16 protein-coding genes and 1 pseudogene are annotated in these 20,240 nt (G+C 64.4%); 7 read left to right on the top strand and 10 right to left on the bottom strand.

Annotated features, from left to right (window positions below; translation table 11 throughout):
• Positions 1 to 37 precede the first annotated feature (37 nt).
• The gene (locus tag ACVWYP_RS21270; protein WP_304499691.1) at positions 38 to 562 is read right to left on the bottom strand and encodes a flavin reductase family protein; all 525 of its coding nucleotides are present in this window, start codon (positions 560 to 562) and stop codon (positions 38 to 40) included.
• Positions 559 to 1,188, bottom strand: coding sequence for an FAD synthetase (locus ACVWYP_RS21275; protein WP_304499692.1), 630 nt, complete (start codon positions 1,186 to 1,188; stop codon positions 559 to 561). Before ACVWYP_RS21275 ends, ACVWYP_RS21270 begins: the two co-directional genes overlap by 4 nt.
• A 272-nt stretch (positions 1,189 to 1,460) precedes the next feature.
• On the opposite strand from ACVWYP_RS21275, the gene ACVWYP_RS21280 reads away from it, so the two are divergent.
• Together ACVWYP_RS21280 and catC are read left to right on the top strand one after the other, a co-directional pair.
• Complete coding sequence (locus tag ACVWYP_RS21280) at positions 1,461 to 3,038, top strand: 4-hydroxyphenylacetate 3-hydroxylase N-terminal domain-containing protein (RefSeq protein ID WP_304499693.1); 1,578 nt, start codon at positions 1,461 to 1,463, stop codon at positions 3,036 to 3,038.
• 98 nt (positions 3,039 to 3,136) lie between these two features.
• Positions 3,137 to 3,427, top strand: a complete 291-nt coding sequence (gene catC, locus ACVWYP_RS21285) for a muconolactone Delta-isomerase (RefSeq protein ID WP_026192617.1) — start codon at positions 3,137 to 3,139, stop codon at positions 3,425 to 3,427.
• Between the two features lie 46 nt (positions 3,428 to 3,473).
• On the opposite strand, the gene ACVWYP_RS21290 is transcribed toward catC, so the two are convergent.
• The 5 genes from ACVWYP_RS21290 to ACVWYP_RS21310 all read right to left on the bottom strand — a co-directional run bounded on the left by ACVWYP_RS21290 (position 3,474) and on the right by ACVWYP_RS21310 (position 8,693).
• Positions 3,474 to 4,457, bottom strand: a complete 984-nt coding sequence (locus ACVWYP_RS21290) for a cysteine synthase A (RefSeq protein ID WP_304499694.1) — start codon at positions 4,455 to 4,457, stop codon at positions 3,474 to 3,476.
• A 395-nt stretch (positions 4,458 to 4,852) separates the two neighbouring features.
• A complete protein-coding gene (locus tag ACVWYP_RS21295) occupies positions 4,853 to 5,443 on the bottom strand; it encodes a TIGR02281 family clan AA aspartic protease (RefSeq protein ID WP_304499695.1) in 591 nt (196 codons plus the stop codon).
• A gap of 25 nt (positions 5,444 to 5,468) precedes the next feature.
• A complete protein-coding gene (locus ACVWYP_RS21300; RefSeq protein WP_026192618.1) occupies positions 5,469 to 5,672 on the bottom strand; it encodes a DUF1289 domain-containing protein in 204 nt (67 codons plus the stop codon).
• A gap of 256 nt (positions 5,673 to 5,928) precedes the next feature.
• Positions 5,929 to 7,536 carry a sensor histidine kinase gene (locus ACVWYP_RS21305; protein WP_038384019.1) on the bottom strand — a complete coding sequence of 536 codons (1,608 nt, stop codon included), beginning with the start codon at positions 7,534 to 7,536 and terminating at the stop codon, positions 5,929 to 5,931.
• A 284-nt stretch (positions 7,537 to 7,820) separates the two neighbouring features.
• Positions 7,821 to 8,693, bottom strand: a complete 873-nt coding sequence (locus ACVWYP_RS21310) for an NAD(P)-dependent oxidoreductase (protein WP_304499696.1) — start codon at positions 8,691 to 8,693, stop codon at positions 7,821 to 7,823.
• 203 nt (positions 8,694 to 8,896) lie between these two features.
• On the opposite strand from ACVWYP_RS21310, the gene ACVWYP_RS21315 reads away from it, so the two are divergent.
• The 5 genes from ACVWYP_RS21315 to ACVWYP_RS21335 all read left to right on the top strand — a co-directional run bounded on the left by ACVWYP_RS21315 (position 8,897) and on the right by ACVWYP_RS21335 (position 13,760).
• On the top strand, positions 8,897 to 9,334 hold the full coding sequence (locus ACVWYP_RS21315; protein ID WP_016843272.1) for a VOC family protein: 438 nt from the start codon (positions 8,897 to 8,899) through the stop codon (positions 9,332 to 9,334).
• A 110-nt stretch (positions 9,335 to 9,444) separates the two neighbouring features.
• Positions 9,445 to 10,575, top strand: a complete 1,131-nt coding sequence (locus ACVWYP_RS21320) for an Mrp/NBP35 family ATP-binding protein (RefSeq protein WP_304499697.1) — start codon at positions 9,445 to 9,447, stop codon at positions 10,573 to 10,575.
• A 223-nt stretch (positions 10,576 to 10,798) separates the two neighbouring features.
• Positions 10,799 to 11,035, top strand: a complete 237-nt coding sequence (locus ACVWYP_RS21325) for a hypothetical protein (RefSeq protein ID WP_028334236.1) — start codon at positions 10,799 to 10,801, stop codon at positions 11,033 to 11,035.
• A gap of 307 nt (positions 11,036 to 11,342) precedes the next feature.
• Positions 11,343 to 12,431, top strand: coding sequence for a TRAP transporter substrate-binding protein (locus ACVWYP_RS21330; protein WP_028334237.1), 1,089 nt, complete (start codon positions 11,343 to 11,345; stop codon positions 12,429 to 12,431).
• A 240-nt stretch (positions 12,432 to 12,671) separates the two neighbouring features.
• Positions 12,672 to 13,760, top strand: coding sequence for a TRAP transporter substrate-binding protein (locus ACVWYP_RS21335; RefSeq protein WP_038384023.1), 1,089 nt, complete (start codon positions 12,672 to 12,674; stop codon positions 13,758 to 13,760).
• Between the two features lie 195 nt (positions 13,761 to 13,955).
• Here ACVWYP_RS21335 and ACVWYP_RS21340 read toward each other — a convergent pair.
• The 3 genes and pseudogenes from ACVWYP_RS21340 to ACVWYP_RS21350 all read right to left on the bottom strand — a co-directional run bounded on the left by ACVWYP_RS21340 (position 13,956) and on the right by ACVWYP_RS21350 (position 20,022).
• A pseudogene (locus ACVWYP_RS21340) lies at positions 13,956 to 15,427 on the bottom strand (efflux transporter outer membrane subunit).
• A 17-nt stretch (positions 15,428 to 15,444) separates the two neighbouring features.
• The gene (locus ACVWYP_RS21345; protein WP_304499698.1) at positions 15,445 to 18,765 is read right to left on the bottom strand and encodes an efflux RND transporter permease subunit; all 3,321 of its coding nucleotides are present in this window, start codon (positions 18,763 to 18,765) and stop codon (positions 15,445 to 15,447) included.
• 45 nt (positions 18,766 to 18,810) lie between these two features.
• Entirely contained in the window at positions 18,811 to 20,022 is a 1,212-nt protein-coding gene (locus ACVWYP_RS21350; RefSeq protein ID WP_304499699.1) for an efflux RND transporter periplasmic adaptor subunit, read from the bottom strand.
• Positions 20,023 to 20,240: the final 218 nt, after the last annotated feature.

The following is a 20,240-nucleotide window of genomic DNA, read 5'->3' on the forward strand; positions in this document are numbered from 1 at the left end:
CTTGCATCCCCGTTTTCGGGAATATCGGTCGCTGGTCTCACCAGACAAATTCGTAAGCGGCATTCTCCAGCGTCGTGGGCGCAGGGTGCGGATCGGCAAGGCCGCCGAAGCGGCCGCGGAAGAACAGCAGCGGCTTCTTGCTTGGCTCCAGCGACATCTCGCGGACGTGGCCGAGGAAGATCGTGTGGTCTCCGGCGACGATCTCATCGGCGAGATCGGTCACGAAATATGCCGCCGCGTCGGCGATCACAGGCAGGTCGTTGCGGCGTTCGAAGACGTCGCAGAGGTCGAGCGTTGGCTTGCCGGCGAAATGCCAGGCGAAATCCTCCATGCCCTCGGCGAGGATGCTGACCGCAAAGCGGCCGGTCTTCTGGATGTTGCCGAGCATCTTCGCGCTTTTCGCGATCGAGATCGCGACCAGCGGCGGATCGAGCGAGACCGACATGAAGGCGTTGGCCGTCATGCCGTGATCGCGGCCCTCGCAATGCGTCGTGATGATGGTGACGCCGGTGCCGAACTGGCCACAGGCATTGCGCAACTCTCGCGGATCGATGGCGGTCATCGGCTTGCGACCTCGAGTTGGGCCAAACCGGATCGGTCGGCCGGTGGTGCGGTCACCATATCCCGCCAGTTTTCCAGCGTCGCCGCGGCGGCGGCAAGGCCGGATCGTCGCAAGGCGCGGATCCGGCTGCTGGAGACGATCTCGCCATTGCCACAGCGCACCGGCGGCAGGATGCGCGTGTTGAAGTGCTGCCGCAGCAGCAGGGCGGTGCCGCCCTTGCAGGACCCGAAGCGGAAATCCTCGCCGACCATCACCTCACGCGGTTGCAGCTTATGCAACTCGGCGAGGAAATCGAGCGCGGTGCGCCGGACGTAGATCTGGTTGAAATCGGCGACGACGACGTGGTCAGGCGCGAATGTTGCGATGCGCTCGAGCTTTTCGCGAAGCGAAATCAGCGGCTCGGCCTGGCCGAAATACACCTTTGGCGGCGGATCGAAGGTGTAGACCACGGCTGGAATGCCGCGGCGCCGCGCTGCCCCGATGGTCTGCCGCAGCAGTTCCTGATGGCCGCGGTGAACGCCGTCAAATGCACCGATGGTCACGACGCAGGCGTCGAGGGCCAATTCCCCATCGCGATGGAAAGCGACAGCAGCGCTGTCAAAACCCGTGCCTAAACCCGTGGCCATGGCTCGCTCCGGTTTCGCTCCCTTGCCGTGCTGCGCATGGCTGCGTCAGCTGCGGCGTGCGCCGGCCGAACGATCCTTGCCATCCGGTCCGTGCCATCGAGTCATAGCCCGAGCCGGGCCAGTCCGCGCGGTATGGTGTGATACCTTTCGCCCGCTCCGGGTGAGCGCGTAGCGTTTCCTCCGATGTCACGCCGTCCAAGAGCGTGACGAGATGGTCTTGGGGCCGGCGTGACAACGCCGCCGGTCCAACGACACAAGCGGAGGAGAAACCCATGACTACTGCGGCAGCCCTGCGGGCCGACGTGCCTGCGTCAACGACCAGCGTCTATACCGGTACGGAATTCCTGGACAGTATCCAGGACGGCCGGGAAATCTACATATACGGCGAGCGCGTCAAGAACGTCACCCAGCATCCCGCCTTCCGCAATTCGGCGCGGATGGTGGCGCGCTGGTACGACCGCTTCCATGAGAAGAAGGATCAGATCGGCGTCCTGACCGACACCGGCTCGGGACAGCTGACCCATCCGTTCTTCCTCGGCTCGAAAACGGCTGACGACCTCGTCAAGGGCCGCGATGCGATCGCCGAATTGCAGAAGGTTTCTTTCGGCTGGATGGGCCGCTCGCCGGACTACAAGGCGTCGTTCCTCGGCACGCTGGGGGCGAATTCAAGCTTCTATGGCGACTACGCCGGTAATGCAAAGAAATGGTACGCCCGAACCCAGGAGCGTCTCGACTTCTGGAATCACGCCATCGTCAATCCGCCGATCGATCGCGACCGCGCGATCGAGGAGGTGCGCGACGTCTTCATGCATGTCGAGAAGGAGACCGACGCCGGCCTGATCGTGTCGGGCGCGAAGGTGGTGGCGACCGGCTCGGCGCTGACGCACTACAATTTCATCGCGCACTACGGCATTCCGATCAAGGACAAGTCGTTCGCGTTGATCTTCACCGCGCCGATGGATGCCAAGGGCATCAAGCTGATCGCCCGCTCGTCCTACGAATTCACCGCGGCGGCGACCGGCTCGCCGTTCGACTATCCGCTGTCGAGCCGCTTCGACGAAAACGACTCCATTCTTGTGTTCGACAAGGTGCTGATTCCTTGGGAGAACGTCTTCATCTATGGCGACGTCGACAAGATCAACCAGTTCTTCCCGGCCTCGGGTTTCATCCCGCGGTTCACGCTGCACGGCGTGACGCGGCTTGCCGTCAAGCTCGACTTCATCGCCGGCCTGTTCTCGATGGCCGTCGAGGCGACCGGGTCGAAGGATTTTCGCGGCGTGCAGACGGCGGTGGGCGAGGTGATCGCCTGGCGCAATCTGTTCCACGGCATTGCCGATGCGATGGTGAAGTCGCCGATCGCCTGGCAGGGGACCGATGGCTACAATCTGCCGAACCTGAACTACGGGCTGGCCTATCGCGTGTTCGCGCCGATGGCCTATCCGCGGATCAAGGAATTGATCGAGCGTCATGTCGCGAGCGGCCTGATCTATCTGCCGTCGAGTTCGGCCGATCTGGAGAGCGAGGCGATCCGGCCCTATCTCGACCGCTTCGTGCGCGGCTCCAACGGCTATGCCGCGATCGACCGGATCAAGCTGCTGAAGCTGCTCTGGGACGCGGTCGGCTCCGAGTTCGGCGGCCGGCATGAGCTCTACGAGCGCAACTATGCAGGCAATTACGAGAACCTGCGCGTCGAGACGCTGATGGCCGCGAGTGCCACCGGCGACCTCGGCGCCATGCAGGATTTCGTCCGCAATTGCATGAGCGACTACGACGTCTCCGGTTGGACGGCGAAGGACCTCGTCAACCCCGACGACATCAACCTCGTCAGCCGCGGTCTGGTGCAAGGCTGACGACAAGGCTGACGATCTGATAGACCGATCAATGGAGCCGCCGCGATCTTGCGGCGGCTCCACGCCGTTTCACCCCATTGCTGAGAGAGTTCATCATCATGCTGTTCCACGTCGAAATGGATGTGCGGATTCCGCACGATCTCCCGGTCGAGAAGGTCGACGCGCTGAAGGCGGCGGAACGGGTCCGCGCCATGGAATTGCAGCGCACGGGGGCCTGGCGTCATCTGTGGCGGGTGGCGGGGCGCTACGCCAATGTCAGCATCTTCGACGTGTCTGGCGCGCAGGAGTTGCACGATATCCTGTCCAGCCTGCCGCTGTTTCCGTTCATGGAGATCCAGGTTACGCCGCTGTGCCGGCACCCGTCGTCGATCCACGACGACGACCGGTAGCACCGGGTTGAGGCCTCCGGAGCGATTGCGTCGGGTTGGCTCCCGTTCACATCATCCAGGGCGGGAGCGGGAGATTCTTCTTGCGGAGGAAGTCCGGATTGAAGAGTTTCGACTGGTAGCGCTGGCCACCGTCCGCAAGGATGGTGACGATGGTCTTGCCTGGGCCGAGGTCGCGTGCAAGCCGTATCGCTCCCACGATGTTGATCGCGCTCGAGCCACCCAGAACCAACCCCTCATGCGCGACCAGGTCGAACAGGACGGGTAGCGCCTCCTCATCAGTGATCTGGTAGGCCATGTCGATCGGCGTGCCCTCGAGGTTCTTCGTCACACGGACCTGGCCGATGCCTTCCGTAATCGACTCACCCTCTGTCGTCAGCTCACCCCTTGTGAACCAGTTGTAGAGGGCGGCGCCCATCGGATCGCTCAGCGCAATCTTCACGTCGGGGTTTCGCTCCTTGAGGGCGAGCGCGATGCCACCCAACGTCCCGCCGCTGCCGACGGCGCAGGTGAAGCCATCGATCCTTCCATCCGTCTGGTGCCAGATCTCGGGGCCGGTCGTGCGATAGTGGCCGTCGCGGTTGGCGACGTTGTCGAACTGATTTGCCCAGAATGCGCCCAGTTCCTCGGCGAGGCGACCGGAATAGCGTGCATAGTGGTCCGGATGGGAAGATGGCACGGCGGGCATCAGGCGCAGATCGGCGCCGCACAGCCGCAGCATGTCTTTCTTTTCCTGACTTTGCGTGTCGGGCATCACGATCACGGATCGATAACCGCGCGCATTGGCCACGAGCGCAATGCCGATGCCGACATTGCCGGCCGTGCCTTCCACGATGACACCGCCCGGCTTGAGCCGGCCGCGCTGCTCGGCGTCGTTGATGATGGCGAGGGCTGCACGATCCTTGATCGAGCCGCCCGGATTAAGAAATTCGGCCTTGCCGTAAATGTTGCAGCCCGTGCTCTCCGATGCCGCGCGCAGCCTGATCAACGGCGTGTTGCCGATGGAGTCCAGAAAACCGGATCGAACGTTCATGGTTGCCCCGCCTGGCCAAACAGTAGCTTGATGCTGTTTTCTCTTTATCTCGGAAATTTCCTTGCCGCGTGGCATGCAGGATCGGAAATTCTAGTCTCTGACCGTGTCGTCATCAGATACGTCGCGTGCCGACTTGCCGGAGCAGATAGTGAAACTCAGTAGAGTCAGTTTTCGTGCACCGTACAATCTTCGTTTCGACAGTGCGACTGCAGATCACTCATGCGGTCGGTTCGTTGCGTCATTTCACTGCGGAAGTTGATCCGCATCGCGCACGCATCGGACAGCGAGCGGCCATCAGGTGTGATTTGTGGATCTGCGCCCCGGAGTGCCACGTGCTTGCGGAGGAGGCGGCATCAAACCGCCCCTGGCCTTCGTTGCGTGAGCGCAGGCGCAGCCTAATCAACAGCCGTGCGCGGGCGCCGATGGCGGCTTGAGGTGTTGATACTGCCGGTGACGTCGGGATAGCCGGTCAGGCTCAGCGTGTCGGCGCGAACGCCCCAGCTCTCGAGCCGGTCGAGGAAGCTCATGCCGAGCAGATTGGTCTTCATCTGCCCGCGCTGCACCACCAGCGCCGGCACCGATTTCTCGACCAGCTTGCCGACTGCGAGCCGGTCGAGCGTCAGCCGCGCCGCCTTGGTGTGACCGCCGGCGGTCTCGAGGTCGACATTGTATTCGAGCATATCGATCGGCAGCCCGATCGCTTTCGCGGTTTCCCAGGTGAGCACGACCGAGGTCGCGCCGGTGTCGATCACCATCGGGGCGCTGACGCCGTTGATCTTGGCGCGGAACGCGAACTCACCGCCCTGGCCGCGCGCAATCTGCACCGCGGGGGCGGAGCTGGGGGTGGAGGCTGAGGCGATAATGCTGCGGCCGAAGATCTGGGTGAGATTTTCCCTGGCGCGGGCGATCTGCTCGGGGTCCCCATAGGCGACGACGGCGCCGGCGGTTGCCATCAGCAGCACGATGACGAGGAGGATACGGGTCACGGCGCAACTCCCGCCGCAACGCCGATCACGCGCGCTTTGGACGCGGCTCCATGCGCTCGAGCCCAGCCTCGGCCATGCGCGCCGGCAGCGTCGCCATCACCGACAGCCGCTCCGTGCGGTCCATCTTGTGCCAGCGCGCGATCTCCGGAAGCGTGCGGCCACAGCCGAAGCAGAGCTTCGTCCTGGGGTCCATCATGCAGACTGCGATACACGGCGTCTCTGAGCTCATTGTTCAAGTGTTGAACGGTTTCGGCGGCCGGTGCAAGCCGGCTGACGTGGGATGCTGCATCACGCCTCGGCTTTTTGTCGCGAGCATGGTTCTGGCGCGAACGTCTTGGGTTTATTGCCAAAGCGTCTTCGAGCGAAATGAAGACCGGTTCGCGTAAAGAAAACGCGTGAGAACCAAAGTCTAGAGCCCCGTTCCGAATCCATCGGAACGGAAAGGGCTCCAGCGATAACCGCGTCACGATCTTCCGCGACATGCTCTACAATCCGGTGCCGGCACTCATGATCGACTTGCGGCGCACACGTTTCCGGTCGGCGCCCATCGTGGGCTCGACGGGCTCCGGCGGCTGCATCGGCGGCGCTTCTTCCGCCATCGGCGCCAGCGCGCTCATCACCCGTTCCGGCGGCAAGGTCACGATCACCTCGGTGCCGATGCGCAGCTTCGACTTCAGCGTGAAGGTGCCGCCATGCATGTCGATCAGGCTTTTCGCGATCGGCAGGCCAAGGCCGGCGCCCTGTTCCGCCGACTTGATCGAGTTAGAGCCCTGGCCGAAGGAGGCCAGCACAACCGGGATCTCGTCCTCGGCGATGCCGCTTCCGGTGTCCTTGACGCTCAGATATTGCCCGCCCGACGCGGTCCAGCCGACCTTCAGCCAGATTTCGCCGCCCTGCGGCGTGAACTTGATCGAGTTGGAGAGCAGGTTGAGCACGACCTGTCGGATGGCGCGCTCGTCGCCCCAGATCCTGGGCATGCCGTGCTCGAACACCTCGTGGATGGTGATGCCGCGGCTGGAGGCGCGCAGCTTCAACAGGTGGTGGCAGTCGGCGACGACATGCACCAGCGCCACGGCCTCTTCATTCAGCTCGTAGCGACCGGCCTCGATCCGCGACAGATCGAGGATCTCGTTGATGAGATTGAGCAGATGCACGCCGGAATTATGGATGTCGGCGGAATATTCCTTGTACACGGGAACGGTATGCGCGCCGAAGATCTCGCTCTTCATCACCTCGGAGAAGCCGAGGATGGCGTTGAGCGGCGTGCGCAGTTCGTGGCTCATCTGGGCGAGGAAGCGCGACTTGGCGACGTTGGCGGATTCGGCACGGTGGCGCGCCTCGTCGGAGATCGCCTTGGCCTGCTCCAGTTCGCCGATCAGCGCATCCTTTTCGGCGCGGGCCTCCAGCGTCGCCAGCGTGGTCGAATGCAGGCGGTGCGCGAGCAGAGCAAAATAACCTTCGGCGGCAAGCGCGAGCAGGGCCAACACGTAATTGTCGAACGCGCCGTTGAGCACGAGGTCGAGCGCGATCCCGACCGTCACCGGAACAGTCGCCGCAAGGGCTGCGATCGGCAGGCTCGCGGCGAGCATGCTGGAGACCGCGATCACCAGCAGCATCAGGAACATCATCAGCGTGTTGGAGGCGAGATCGCGCCCGGCGGGGTGGATCAGGATCGCGGTCCAGCACAGGCCGTAGAGCAGGTCGAGCAGCACGAAGCGCGTCCGCCATTTGCGGGTGACCGCGACCGAGGTTGGTTCGGCGAGGAAGCGGGAACAGCTGCGGATGATGGCGAGATGGACGCAGAGGATGCCGATCGTCCAGGCGCCGGCCACGATCGGCTTCATCCAGAGGCCAAACAGCACGCCGGTTGCCACCACGAGCAGCATCACGACGTAGGACGCCGACATGCGGGTCTGGGCGTATTGGCGGAGCAGTTCGGCGTCGAACGCCGGGCGGGTTCCACTGGTTGACGTTAACCGATCCCGCGCCTCGCGCACCCGCTGCGCGGCGACGCGCCGGCTGTTCACCGGCACCGTCACCTGAGGTCCTGCCGGAAGCGCTACAACTTCAGGCTTTTCTGCGGGATTACTCATAAACAACACAAATCCTGCCAGCGAACCGCGCGGGCCTTTTGCATTGTCTATCTGTGACGCTAAATCATTAAGCGATGACTTAAAGAGCTAAGGAAAAGCGTAAACGGGGAGTTAAATTAACCTTTGCGCGGGGGCGCGATGGCGGGCGCACACGCGCACGCCAGGTCCGACAATTCCATGTTGTCATGGCCGGGCTTGTCCCGGCCATTTACGTCTTGCTTCTCGTGGATCCAAAGACGTGGATGCCCGGGACAAGCCCGGGCATGACGAGATGGTGGGAAGCGTTAGCGCTGCAGACGGGCGAGCAGGCTCGACGTGTCCCAGCGCTTGCCGCCCATCTTCTCGACCTCGGCATAGAACTGGTCGACCAGCGCGGTGGCGGGCAGGGTGGCGCCGTTGCGGCGGGCCTCCGCCAGCGCAATCGAGAGGTCCTTGCGCATCCACTCGACCGCGAAGCCGAAATCGTACTTGCCCTCGTTCATGGTCTTGTAGCGGTTTTCCATCTGCCAGGACTGCGCCGCGCCCTTGGAGATGGTCTCGATCACGGCGGCGACGTCGAGGCCACTCTTCTTGGCGAAGTGGATGCCCTCCGACAGACCCTGAACCAGGCCTGCGATGCAGATCTGGTTGACCATCTTGGTGAGCTGGCCGGCGCCGGCCGGCCCGAGCAATTTACACATCCGCGCATAGGCGCCGGTGATGATCGGCTCCGCGCCTGCATAGGCGTCTTCGCTGCCGCCGCACATCACCGTCAGCACGCCGTTCTCGGCGCCGGCTTGGCCGCCCGACACCGGCGCGTCGACGAATTTGAAGCCGGCCTTGGTCGCGGCGGCATCGAGCTCGCGGGCGACCTCGGCGGAGGCGGTGGTGTGATCGACGAAGGTCGCGCCCTTCCTGACCCCGGCGAAGGCGCCGTCGGGGCCGATCGTGACCGCGCGCAGGTCGTTGTCATTGCCGACGCAGCACATCACGAAATCCTGACCTTCGGCGGCGGCCTTCGGGGTCGGCGCCGTCTTGCCGCCGAACTTGTCGGCCCATTCCTTCGCCTTCGCCGCGGTCCGGTTGTACACGGTGACCTCATGGCCGCCCTTTTTCACGAGGTGTCCCGCCATCGGGAAACCCATTACGCCGAGACCGAGGAAAGCGACTTTAGCCATGTCTGATACCTTGTGATTTGCCGTGGTGATCGCCCCTTGAGACCGCCGAAAAACGTCGCGGCGGGCAGGGCATTCCGTCCATGGAAGGAGCCGCACCATACCCCCTGTGCAGCGGAGGGCAACGGCCTTGGTGGGATGGCAGAAGGCGGTTTTGTGCTAGGATTGGCCCACCAACGAACTTCACAAAAAAGGGAGTGTCTCGCATGGGCATGAGCGTCGGTGTGCTCGATCATTTCAATATCCGGACCCGGAATCTCTCCGCCACGGTGCGGTTCTACGAGGACATTCTGGGCCTGGAAAAGGGCGCGCGGCCGAACTTCGCGTTCCCCGGTGCGTGGATGTACAGCGAGGGCAAGGCGGTCGTGCATCTGGTCGATATTTCGGCGACCGATGAGGCACAAAAGCCTGACTCGGGCGTCGTCCATCACGTCGCCTTTGCCAGCCAGGGCTTCGATGGGATGAGGCAGCGGCTTCAGTCCAAGGGCATGGAATTCGATTCACGCCAGGTTCCCGGCGGCGACCTCTGGCAGATCTTCGTCAACGACCCCAACGGGGTCATGATCGAGCTGAACTACGAGGCCGCCAAGGAAGGCGGCTCGGCTGCGCCGGCCGAGCGGCGGGACGACGTCGGAGCGAGGTAGCCTTTTGCGCTGCAACGCTCTATGGGTCGTCTCTTGGGGCATGATCCGGAAAAGTGCGAAGCGGTTTTCCGAACAAGATCATGCCGACTAAAATGCCCAGGAGATGCGCGGTGAGCGTGACGCAGCAACAGGTTCTCGATTGCCTTGCCAGGGTGATGTCGCCACGCGGCACAGCCTTGACCAACGCCAATGTGCTGTCGGCGATCACGGTCACCGACGGCAAGGTGTTCTTCTCGATCAATGTCGACGCCGCGGAGGCGCGCGCCTGGGAGAGCGTTCGTGCGCAGGCCGAGAACGCCGTGCGCGCCATTCCCGGCGTCAGCGTCGCGATGATCGCGCTGACCGCCGAGCGCAAGGCGGGCGGTGCGGCGCCGGCGCCGCGGCCGGCCGGCGGCGTCCCGCCGGCGTCCGCCCATCGTCATCCGCATCCGCCCGGCGGGCAATCGCCGATGGCCCGGCAGGCCGAGATCCCCGGCATCTCCGCCGTCATCGCCGTCGCCTCAGGCAAGGGCGGCGTCGGCAAGTCGACCACGGCGCTCAACCTCGCGCTCGGCCTGCGCGACCTCGGCCTGCGCGTCGGGCTGCTCGACGCCGACATCTACGGCCCGTCGGTGCCGCGGCTGACCGGCATCCGCGAGAAGCCGCAGCTCAATGACGACAAGAAGATGGTCCCGCTGCAGCGCTTCGGCCTGTCGATCATGTCGATCGGCTTCCTGGTCGAGGAGGACACCGCGATGATCTGGCGCGGGCCGATGGTGATGTCGGCGATCACCCAGATGCTGCGCGACGTCGCCTGGGGCACGCTCGACGTGCTCGTGGTCGACATGCCGCCCGGCACCGGCGATGCCCAGCTCACGCTGGCGCAGAACGTCCCGCTCAAGGGCGCCGTCATCGTCTCGACCCCGCAGGACCTCTCGCTGATCGACGCCCGGCGCGGGCTCGCGATGTTCAAGAAGGTCAACGTGCCGGTGCTCGGCATCGTCGAGAACATGAGCTATTTCCAGTGCCCGCATTGCGGCACCCGCTCGGATATCTTCGGCCATGGCGGCGCCCGCCACGAGGCCGACAAGCTGGGGGTGCCGTTCCTCGGCGAAATCCCCCTGCACATCGCGATCCGCACCGCCTCCGATTCCGGCAACCCGGTGGTCGAGAGCGAACCGGACGGCCCGCACGCAGCGATCTACCGCGCGATCGGCGGCAAGGTCCGCGAGCAGCTGCAAGGCGTCATCGCGGCAGCCTGAGCCTGCGCTGCGGTCCCGCTGGGCCGATTGGCCGCGAAGCGTCGGGAGCCCGGCGGGCCTTCTTCACAGGCCTGTGGCCCTTGGTGCCTTTGGACGATTGCTGAATCGGTTCCGGCCTGTATGTTTATGCAGGAGTGGCCGAATCGTACCACCCTTCGATCAGCGGAAGGCGGCCACGGGTGAAGCCAAAACTGCGGGAAGGGGCCGTGAGGCGACCATCGACATGGCAGCATCACGTGAAGCAAACAAACAGCACCGCAAACATCTGACGCGGGAGAAGCGCGCAGAGGCCTCCCGGCTGGCATTCAACATGGCCAAGAAATCCGACTCGATCGGCGAGGCTGCTGAGGTGATCGCCAAGACGTACGGCGTCAGCAAGACAACCGCGCAAAGCTGGATCCGGCGCGGGCGGTATTTGGCTGATCAAGCCAAGAAGGCGCGAGAGACGACGCGGCGCTGATTGCTCCCGTAACCCGGTGGTTGAGAGCGGACCGGACGGCCCGCACGCGGCGATTTACCGCGCGGTCGGCGGCAGCTCCGCGGCGACCTGCCAGGCGTCATCGTCGCTGCCTGAAGGCGCATTTTCAGGCTGATTTCCAGCCTCATCAGACTTTCGTTTAATTGGCGCGGTCATGCCATTGTCGCGTTTCCGTGACGCCGCCTTCCGTGTTAAAGGGCCGACCCAGAGCGCCTTGGCAGGCCTTCACGCGCCTGCCGGAGAACTGCTTGCGGTCACTGGGAAACGCCCCTGAAGGAGAAGCCTTACGATGAAGCGTCGTGATTTTTTGAAAGTTTCTGCGGCCGGTGCTGCCGCGACGGCGGTTGCCGCGCCGGCGATCGCGCAGTCCTCGCCTGAAATCAAGTGGCGCCTGACCTCGAGCTTCCCGAAGTCGCTGGACACCATCTATGGCGGTGCCGTCGAGCTGTCGAAGTACGTCGCCGAAATGACCGACAACAAGTTCCAGATCCAGGTGTTCGCGGCGGGTGAAATCGTCCCCGGCCTGCAGGCGCTGGACGCGACCTCCAACGGCACGGTCGAGATGTCGCACACCGTCGCCTACTACTATGTCGGCAAGGACCCGACCTTCGCGATCTACGCCTCGGTGCCGTTCGGTCTCAATGCCCGCATGCAGAACTCCTGGTGGTACCAGGGCGGTGGCCAGGAACTCGGCAACGAGTTCTTCAAGAAGTTCGGCGTGATCGGTTTCCCGACCGGCAACACCGGCACCCAGATGGGCGGCTGGTTCCGTAAGGAGATCAAGACCGTCGCCGACATGTCGGGCCTGAAGATGCGCATCGGCGGCATTGCCGGCCAGGTGCTGCAGAAGGTCGGCGTGGTGCCGCAGCAGCTCGCCGGCGGCGACATCTATCCGGCGCTCGAAAAGGGCACCATCGACGCGGCCGAGTGGGTCGGTCCCTATGACGACGAGAAGCTCGGGTTCCAGAAGGTTGCCAAGTACTACTACTATCCGGGCTTCTGGGAAGGCGGTCCGACCGTGCACTCCTTCGTCAACCTGGAGAAGTGGAACGCGCTGCCGAAGAACTACCAGGCGATCCTGGCCAACGGCGCCGCCAACGCCAACAGCTGGATGGCCGCGCGCTACGACATGCAGAACCCCTCCGCGCTGAAGCGGCTGGTTGCCGGCGGCACGCAGCTGCGTCCGTTCACCAACGAGGTGCTCGAGGCCTGCCTCAAGGCGACCAACGAGCTGTGGGGTGAAATCTCGGCCAAGAATGCCGACTTCAAGAAGTCGATCGAGGCCATGCAGGCGTACCGCTCCGACCAGTATCTGTGGTGGCAGGTCGCCGAATACACCTTCGACAGCTTCATGATCCGCTCGCGCACCCGCGGCTGATCGGCGTCTAGCCTTTCGGACGAGCGTTCGCGCGACGCGAACGCATTGCCCGGCCTCCGCAAGGAGGCCGGGTTTTTTGCGTCTGGCATTCGTGAGGGGGATGCTCCATGCTCGCATCCCAAGCCTCGGCACGAAGGCGGCGTCTGATCGGTCACCGGTCATGACGGCAAAAAGAAAAGCGGCGCGACGATCGAAAGCAGTCGACGCTCGGACAACACAATCGAACAGGGCAGGATTCAAATGAAGCGAAGAGATTTCATCAAGGTCACGGGTCTGGGCGTCGCCGGTGCCGCCACGGTCGCAGCTCCCGCGATCGCGCAGTCGATGCCGGAGCTCAAGTGGCGCTTGACGACGAGCTGGCCGAAGTCGCTCGACACGCTGCACGGCGGCGCCGAGCTGATGGCGAAGGCGGTGGGTGAAGCGACCGACAACAAATTCCAGATCCAGACCTTTGCTGCGGGCGAGATCGTGCCCGGCCTGCAGGTGCTCGACGCCGTGCAGAACGGCACCGTCGAGATGGGGCACACCGCGCCCTATTATTATTTCGGCAAGGACCCGACCTTCACCTTCGGCTCCGCGGTGCCGTTCGGACCCAACATGCGCCTCAACCAGGCCTGGTTCATGCTGGGCGGCGGCAAGGACCTGCTCAACGAGTTCTACAAGAGCTACAACGTCACTTCGCTGCTTGCCGGCAACACCGGCTGCCAGATGGGTGGCTGGTTTCGCAAGGAGATCGCCAGCGTCGACGATCTCAAGGGCCTCAAATTCCGCATCGGCGGCTTTGCCGGCAAGGTGATGCAGAAGCTCGGCGCGGTGCCGCAGCAGCTCGCCGGCGGCGACATCTATCCGGCGCTGGAGAAGGGCACGATCGATGCGGCCGAGTGGGTCGGTCCCTACGACGACGAGAAGCTCGGCTTCTACAAGGTCGCGCCGAACTATTACTTCCCCGGCTGGTGGGAAGGCGGCCCCATGCTGGTGGCGATGATCAACCTCGACAAGTGGAACGCGCTGCCGAAGCATTATCAGTTCGTGCTCGAGCAGGCCGGCCATCTCGCCAACAACTGGATGATGGCGCGCTACGACCAGGCCAATCCGATCGCGCTGAAGAAGCTGCTCGCGGTCGGCACCAAGCTGCGTCCGTTCCCGGCTGCGGTGATGGAGGCCTCCTTCAAGGCCGCCAAGGAGCTGCATGCCGAGGTTTCCGCGACCAATGCCAACTTCAAGAAGGTCTATGACTCGCTGACCTCGTTCTCCAACAACGGCTATCAATGGTTCCAGGTCGCCGAGGTCGGCTACGACAATTTCATGGCGCGCCACTCGCAGGCGTGACCGTGGCTGTTCGATCGCGGAGCGCCACCCTTACCTCGCCCCGCCTGCGGGGAGAGGTCGGAACGCATCGTCAGATGCGTTCCGGGTGAGGGGGTACAGGTCTCACAGCGCTCCAGACTCGTGGAAGCAGCCCCTCACCCCAACCCTCTCCCCGTAAGAACGGGGAGAGGGAGAGGAGAGATCCGCCTAGAACGATCAGGTCTTCGACGCGACGCGGCTTTCGAACACGCATGATCGCCAATCGCTGGTCGCACAATCGGTCGGCCAGCCGCCGCCGAGCGCCATGAACAGCGCCGCGGTGTCGGACAGCCGTGTCGCCACCGCCTGGACGCGGGTGATCGCGGCGTTGAAATAGGCCTGCTGCGCATTCAGCACCGTGACCTGGGTGACCTGCCCAAGCACCAGCTGCTTCTGCACGATCTCGAGGCTGGCCTTCGCGGTATCCTCCGCCTTGATCGCGCTCTGCACAGCACGGGCATCGGCCTGCAGGCTGCGCAGCGCGTCGGCGACGTTCTGGAACGCGGTGATGACGGCTTGCCGGTACTGCGCGTTGGCTTGCTCGAGCGCGGCTTCGGCCGACCTCTGCTTGTGGTACAGCGCAAGGCCGTCGAACACGGTCTGCGTCGCGCTGCCCGCGACGGTGTAGAACAGCGTTCCCGGCGTGAACAGTCCGGCCAGCGTGATGGCGCTGGCGCCGGGGTTGGCGCTGAGCGTGACGTTCGGCAGCCGTGCGGCGATCGCAACCCCGACCAGCGCGCTCGCCGAATGCAGATTGGCTTTGGCCGCGCGCACGTCGGGACGTTGCGCCACCAGCGTGCTCGGCAGGCTGACCGGCAAATTGGCCGGCAGGGTGAGGCGCTGCAGATCGAATTTCTGCAGGATCTCGTCGGCGGAGAATTGCCCGGCCAGCGCGGTGAGCAGGTCGCGCTGGATCGCGAGCTGCTTCTGCAGCGGCGGCAGGGTCTGCTCGGCCTGGGCCAACGCGGTCTCTTGCGCCAGCACGTCGACCTGGGCCGCCTGGCCGGCCTCGAACTGGTTCTTGAGGATGCCGAGGATATCGCGCTCGATCTTGATGATGCGCTCGGTGGCCGCGATCTGACCGCGCAGCGAAGCCTCCTGGATTGCCGCGGTCACGACGTTGGCGGTGAGGGTCAGATAGGCCGCCTCGAGCTGGAACCGGGCCTGCTCGGTGAGCGCATCGAGGCTCTCGACTGAACGGGCGTTCGCGCCCCAGATGTCGGGCACGAAGCTGATATTGAGCTGGGCGGTGTGCAGGGTATAGCGCTGTTGTGACGGATCGCCCGGGGCCGCCTGCGTCTCATGTTGGAGATCTGCTGGTCGGAGGGCGTGTAGTTCACCCCGACCTGCGGAAAGTACAGGCCGCGCTGCGCCAGCGCGTTGTAGTTCGCGACCGTGATCGCCGCTTCGGCGGACTGCAGCGACGGATTGCGCTCGACCGACAGGCGGATCAGCTGGTTGAGCGGCGCGGAGCGGAACGCCGCCCACCAGCGCGTCGGGATATCGGCTCCAGTGCTGAAGCGCTGCTGCGCCAGGCGTGGCCCCGCCGGATCGGTCGCGGGCGATCGCAACGGCTCCGGCGTGTAGCCGGCGACGTGAGGCGGAGGCGGCGCGGTGAAGTTGGGACCGACGGCGCACGCCCCGAGCATCAGCGCGCCTGTGCCGATCAGCAGCACGCGCAGCGCGGCGACGACGGCCGGGCAGGGCATTTTGGCACTGAACGCGTACATCGCAGGATGCCCCTAATGCGCGGCTTCGGGCGGGGCCGCAGCCGGTGTCTCGCTGGGCGAGGCGGCGCGCTCGTGCGACAGAAGATCTTGCGCAGCGCGGGCGCAACGATCAGCAGCAGCAGCGGGCCGATGAACATGCCGCCGACCACCACGGTCGCGAGCGGCCGCTGAACCTGGCTGCCGATGCCATGCGACAGCGCGGCCGGAAACAGCCCGACGCCCGCCGACAGCGCGGTCATCAGCATCGGGCGCATGCGCTGCTCGGCGCCGTTGAACACCGCCTCGGCGATGCTCTGGCCCGACGCGCGCAGCTCGCGGAAATAGGTGATGTTGAGGATGCCGTCCATCACGGCGACGCCGAACAGCGAGATGAAACCGATCGCCGCCGAGATCGAGAAATCGAGCCCGGCGAGATACAGCGCGATCAGGCCGCCGCCGACCGCGAACGGAATGCCGGCCAGCGCCAGCAGGCTGTCGCGCAGCGAGTTGAACAGGCTGTAGAGCAGGACGAAGATCAACAGCAGCGTGACCGGCACCACGATCATCAGCCGCGCCTTGGCGGCCTCGAGATTGTCGAACTCGCCCGACCAGATCATCCGGTAGCCGGTCGGCAACAGCACCGCCTCCGCGATCTTCGCTTGCGCCTCCGCCACCGTGCTGCCGAGGTCGCGGCCGCGGACGCTGAACTTGATCGGAATGTAGCGCTGGCTGCGTTCGCGGTAAATGAACAGCGCGCCGGTATCGAGCGAGATGTCGGCGAGTTCGCTCAAGGGAATATAGGCGTTGGTGCCCGACGGGGTCGCATAGGCGACCTTGATGTCGCGCACTGTGTCGATGCTCTGGCGGAATTTCGGATCGAGCCGCACCACGACGCCGAATTGCCGGTCGCCCTCGAGCACCGTCGTGGCATTGGCGCCGCCGAGCGCCGCCTGCACCACGGTGGTGACGTCGCCGGTGTTGAGGCCGTAGCGCGCGGTCTTTTCCCTGATAACGCGGATATTGAGGTTGGGCTGGCCGACCAGATGGAAGATGCCGAGATCGGCGACGCCGCGGATCTTGGCCATCTCCTGCGCGACCTTGGCCGCGAGCCCTTCGAGCACGTCGAGATTGGGGCCGATGATCTTGACCGAGTTCGCGCCCTTCACCCCGGACAGCGCCTCCTCGATGTTGTCCTGGATATACTGCGAGAAGTTGAAGGTGACGCCGGGCAGCTCCTCGTCGAATTCCGTTTGCAGCTGCTCGGTGAGCTTTTCCTTGGTCAGGCCCGGCGGCCACTGGTCGAACGGCTTGATCGGTGCGAACAGCTCGACGTTGGAGAACGGCGAGGCGTCGCTGCCATTGTCCGGGCGGCCGTGCTGCGACACCACGGTGATGATCTCGGGGTGGCGCAGCAGGATCTCGCGCATCTTGCGGGTCGGGTCGGTGCCGGCCTCGAGCGAGATGGTCGGCGGCATCGAGGCGCGGATCCAGAAATTGCCTTCCTCGAGCGCGGGCAGGAATTCGCTGCCGAGCCGGCTCGCCGCCAGCGCGCTGAGGCCGAGGAAGATGGCACCGGCCGCGATCGCGACTTTCAGATGCGACAGTGACCAGCGCAGCACCGGCGTGTAGGTCTGGCGCAGCCAGCGGACGATGATGGTCTCGGTCTCCTCGATATGCTTCGGCAGCAGCAACGAGGCCAGCACCGGCGTCACCGTGAAGGTCGCCAGCAGCGCGCCCGCCAGCGCATAGCCATAGGTCCGCGCCATCGGGCCGAAGATTTGCCCTTCGACACCCTGCATGGTGAACAGCGGCACGAAGGCGGTCACGGTGATGGCCGCGGTGAAGAACACCGCCTTGTCGACCTGCAGCGCGCTGACGAAGATCATGCGCAGCCGCTCGGTCCAGCCTGGCGCGGGCCCGCCCTGTTGCGTCGTCGGATCACTCCCCCAATAGCCCTCGGCGAGGTTCTGCAACAGGCGCAACCGGCTCTCGGGCGTGGACTGGAAGTTGCGGAAGATGTTCTCCATCATGATGACGGCGGAATCGACGATGATGCCGAAATCGACCGCGCCGAGCGACAGCAGATTGGCGTCCTCGCCCTGCAGCACCAGGATGATGATAGCGAAGAACAGCGCGAACGGGATGTTGGCGCTGACGATCAGCGCGCTTCTGAGGTCGCCGAGGAATATCCACTGGATCACGAACACCAGAAGGCAGCCGAACAACAGATTGTGCAGCACCGTGTGGGTCGTCACGCCGACCAGCGAGCTGCGGTCGTAATAGGGGACGATTTTGACTCCTGATGGCAGTGTGCCGTCGCTGTTGATCCTGGCGACCTCTTCCTCGACCTTGGGGATGATGTCGTTGGTGTGCTGGGTGCGTCCCATCACGACGATCGCGGCGGCGACGTCGTCATTGCCGTCCTTTCCGGCAATCCCGAGCCGCGGCACGTAGCCGACCGAGACTCTGGCGACGTCCTTGATCTGGATCGGCAGGCCGTTCGACTGGGTCAGAACGATGTTCTCGATGTCCTCGACCTTGGTGCCCTTGGTGACGTCGTCATCGCCGCCGGAATTGATCAGGCCGATGCCGCGGATATTGACCGATTGCTGGCCGATCGCGATTTCGCGGCCGCCGACATTGACGTTGGAATTGCCCAGCGCGCTGATCAGCTGCGGCACGGTGATATTATAGGCTTCGAGCTTGGCGAGATCGGCGTCGACGTTGAACTGCTTGGTGGTGCCGCCCCAGGAATTGATCTGCACCACGCCCGGCAGCGTCATCAGCCGGCGGGCGACGACGTAGTCCTGCAACGTCCTGAGATTGGTCAGGCCAAAATTGGGCGGACCGATCAGTTGGTAGCGGTAGATCTCGCCAACCAGGCTGGATTGCTGGATCTGCGGGATCTGATTGCCGGGAAGCTGGACGTTCTGCGTGAGATTGTTGGCGGCCTGCGAGAGCGCGAAATAGTAGTCGACGCCGTATTTGAAGGTGACCCGTACGAACGACAGGCCGTAGAACGAGGTCGAGCGGATGTTGACGACGCCCGGCGTCGAGTACAGCCCGACCTCCATCGGGATCGTGTAGTACTTCTCCATCTCCTCGGCGGAGAGCCCGGCCGCCTGCGCCGTGATCTCGAGGATGACGGGCGCCGGGTTCGGATAGGCCTCGATGTTCAGCCTGGTGAATGCGGCGAAACCGGCGGCACAGAACACGGCAAGGCCGAGCACGATGACGGCGCTTCGGGGCAGACCGAATTGAAGGAGGCTCTTGACCAAGGTGCTGCACTTACTCTTGAGCGGGCGAGGGCGCGGCCAGGACGGCTATCCGGCGGCCGCGTTGGCGAACTTGTTGCTGAGGAAGATCGCGTCGGTGGAGGCGACCTTCTCGCCGGCGCCGAGGCCGCTGAGGATCTGCCGCCAGCCGTCCTGCTCCAGGCCGATCGTGACCGTGCGGCGGGTGAATTTGCGGTTGTCGGCCGTGACCCACACCGTCATCGTTCCATCGCCCTCGCGCACGATGGCATCCGAGGGCACGCTGACCGACAGCCTTGGCGGCTCGGTCTCGATGGTGAAGCTCGCCAGCATGCCGGCGCGCAGCTTGTGCCGGGGGTCGTCGATCACCGAACGCACCAGCTGACGGTGCGAAGTGGGATCGATGTTGAGGCCCAGCGTCGTCACGCGGCCGCGAAACACCTCGCTCGGATAGGCGGGCACCCGGACCTCGACCGATTGGCCGATCCGGTAAGAGGGAGCATCGGTCTCGATCACGTTGGCGACCATCCACATTGTCGAGATGTCGGCCAGTGAGTAGGGCGCCGGTGCATTGCCGGGCTGCACGTAGAGACCAGGCGCTGCGTTGCGCGCAATGATCCGGCCGGAGATCGGGCTCGGGACCACCAGGATGGAATCGACTTTGCGGTCGGCGACGATGCGGTCGATCTCGGCGTCGGTCTTGCCGAAGATGCGCACCGCGTCGCGCGCGGCCTTGTAGTTGCCCTCGGCCGTTTGCTGATCCGACGTCGCCTGGTCGACGTCCTTCTGCGCGCCGCCGCCGGTCTTCAGCAGCTGCCTGACCCGCGCCAGCGTTCTGGTCTGCAGTTCGAGCACGCCGGCGGAGGCCAGCAGCGAGGACTCTGCCTGCAGCAGATCGGGGCTATCGATGGTGAACAGCGTCTCGCCCTTCGTAACCTCGTCACCGACATTGAGGGGCGCGTCGACGATCCTGCCGGGGTTCGGCGCGAATGCCTGCACCAGCATGTTCTGGTTGAAGTCGATCGAGCCGACCGCGTTCTTCAGCGTCCGGAATGAACGCTGCTCCGCGGCCATCACCTTCAGGGCGGCCGCCTGCTTGTCGCTCAGCGCGACGTATTGCTGCTCGACATTGACATCCTGCGCCGCCGTCTCTTGCAATGCGGCCTCTTCGGCCCTGGCGCGCACGACACCATCGGTGCGCGTCATGAACCAGGCGCCGGCGAGCAGCGTCGCCAGCAGCGGCAATGCCGCAAGGCCTATATGCTTCCCTTGAAATGACATCCGCCCGCCCGGCCAATCCTGCATGAAGGCCCGCGCGAGAGGCGAGGTCTTGCCGCAACGTGGCAGCCGTCGATCTCTCGGCGAGGACGGGCAAACCGTTATCAGGGCCAGCTGACGCCAGCCTTACATTGGCGCGCGCGATGGTGCATCCAAATGCGCGAATTTTGATTGCAGTGGATGCGCGTTTATCTATTTTCAGCTACAGGCCGGCGGAGCCG

The sequence above is a fragment of the Bradyrhizobium sp. USDA 3262 genome (assembly GCF_054060035.1).

Coding starts and splice junctions, on each gene's coding strand:
- ACVWYP_RS21305 (WP_038384019.1), bottom strand. CDS start 7,536: ATGAGTAATCCCGCAGAAAAGCCTGAAGTTGTAGCGCTTCCGGCAGGA.
- ACVWYP_RS21270 (WP_304499691.1), bottom strand. CDS start 562: ATGACCGCCATCGATCCGCGAGAGTTGCGCAATGCCTGTGGCCAGTTC.
- ACVWYP_RS21275 (WP_304499692.1), bottom strand. CDS start 1,188: ATGGCCACGGGTTTAGGCACGGGTTTTGACAGCGCTGCTGTCGCTTTC.
- ACVWYP_RS21330 (WP_028334237.1), top strand. CDS start 11,343: ATGAAGCGTCGTGATTTTTTGAAAGTTTCTGCGGCCGGTGCTGCCGCG.
- ACVWYP_RS21310 (WP_304499696.1), bottom strand. CDS start 8,693: ATGGCTAAAGTCGCTTTCCTCGGTCTCGGCGTAATGGGTTTCCCGATG.
- ACVWYP_RS21290 (WP_304499694.1), bottom strand. CDS start 4,457: ATGAACGTTCGATCCGGTTTTCTGGACTCCATCGGCAACACGCCGTTG.
- ACVWYP_RS21325 (WP_028334236.1), top strand. CDS start 10,799: ATGGCAGCATCACGTGAAGCAAACAAACAGCACCGCAAACATCTGACG.
- ACVWYP_RS21315 (WP_016843272.1), top strand. CDS start 8,897: ATGGGCATGAGCGTCGGTGTGCTCGATCATTTCAATATCCGGACCCGG.
- ACVWYP_RS21350 (WP_304499699.1), bottom strand. CDS start 20,022: ATGTCATTTCAAGGGAAGCATATAGGCCTTGCGGCATTGCCGCTGCTG.
- catC (WP_026192617.1), top strand. CDS start 3,137: ATGCTGTTCCACGTCGAAATGGATGTGCGGATTCCGCACGATCTCCCG.
- ACVWYP_RS21300 (WP_026192618.1), bottom strand. CDS start 5,672: ATGAGCTCAGAGACGCCGTGTATCGCAGTCTGCATGATGGACCCCAGG.
- ACVWYP_RS21280 (WP_304499693.1), top strand. CDS start 1,461: ATGACTACTGCGGCAGCCCTGCGGGCCGACGTGCCTGCGTCAACGACC.
- ACVWYP_RS21335 (WP_038384023.1), top strand. CDS start 12,672: ATGAAGCGAAGAGATTTCATCAAGGTCACGGGTCTGGGCGTCGCCGGT.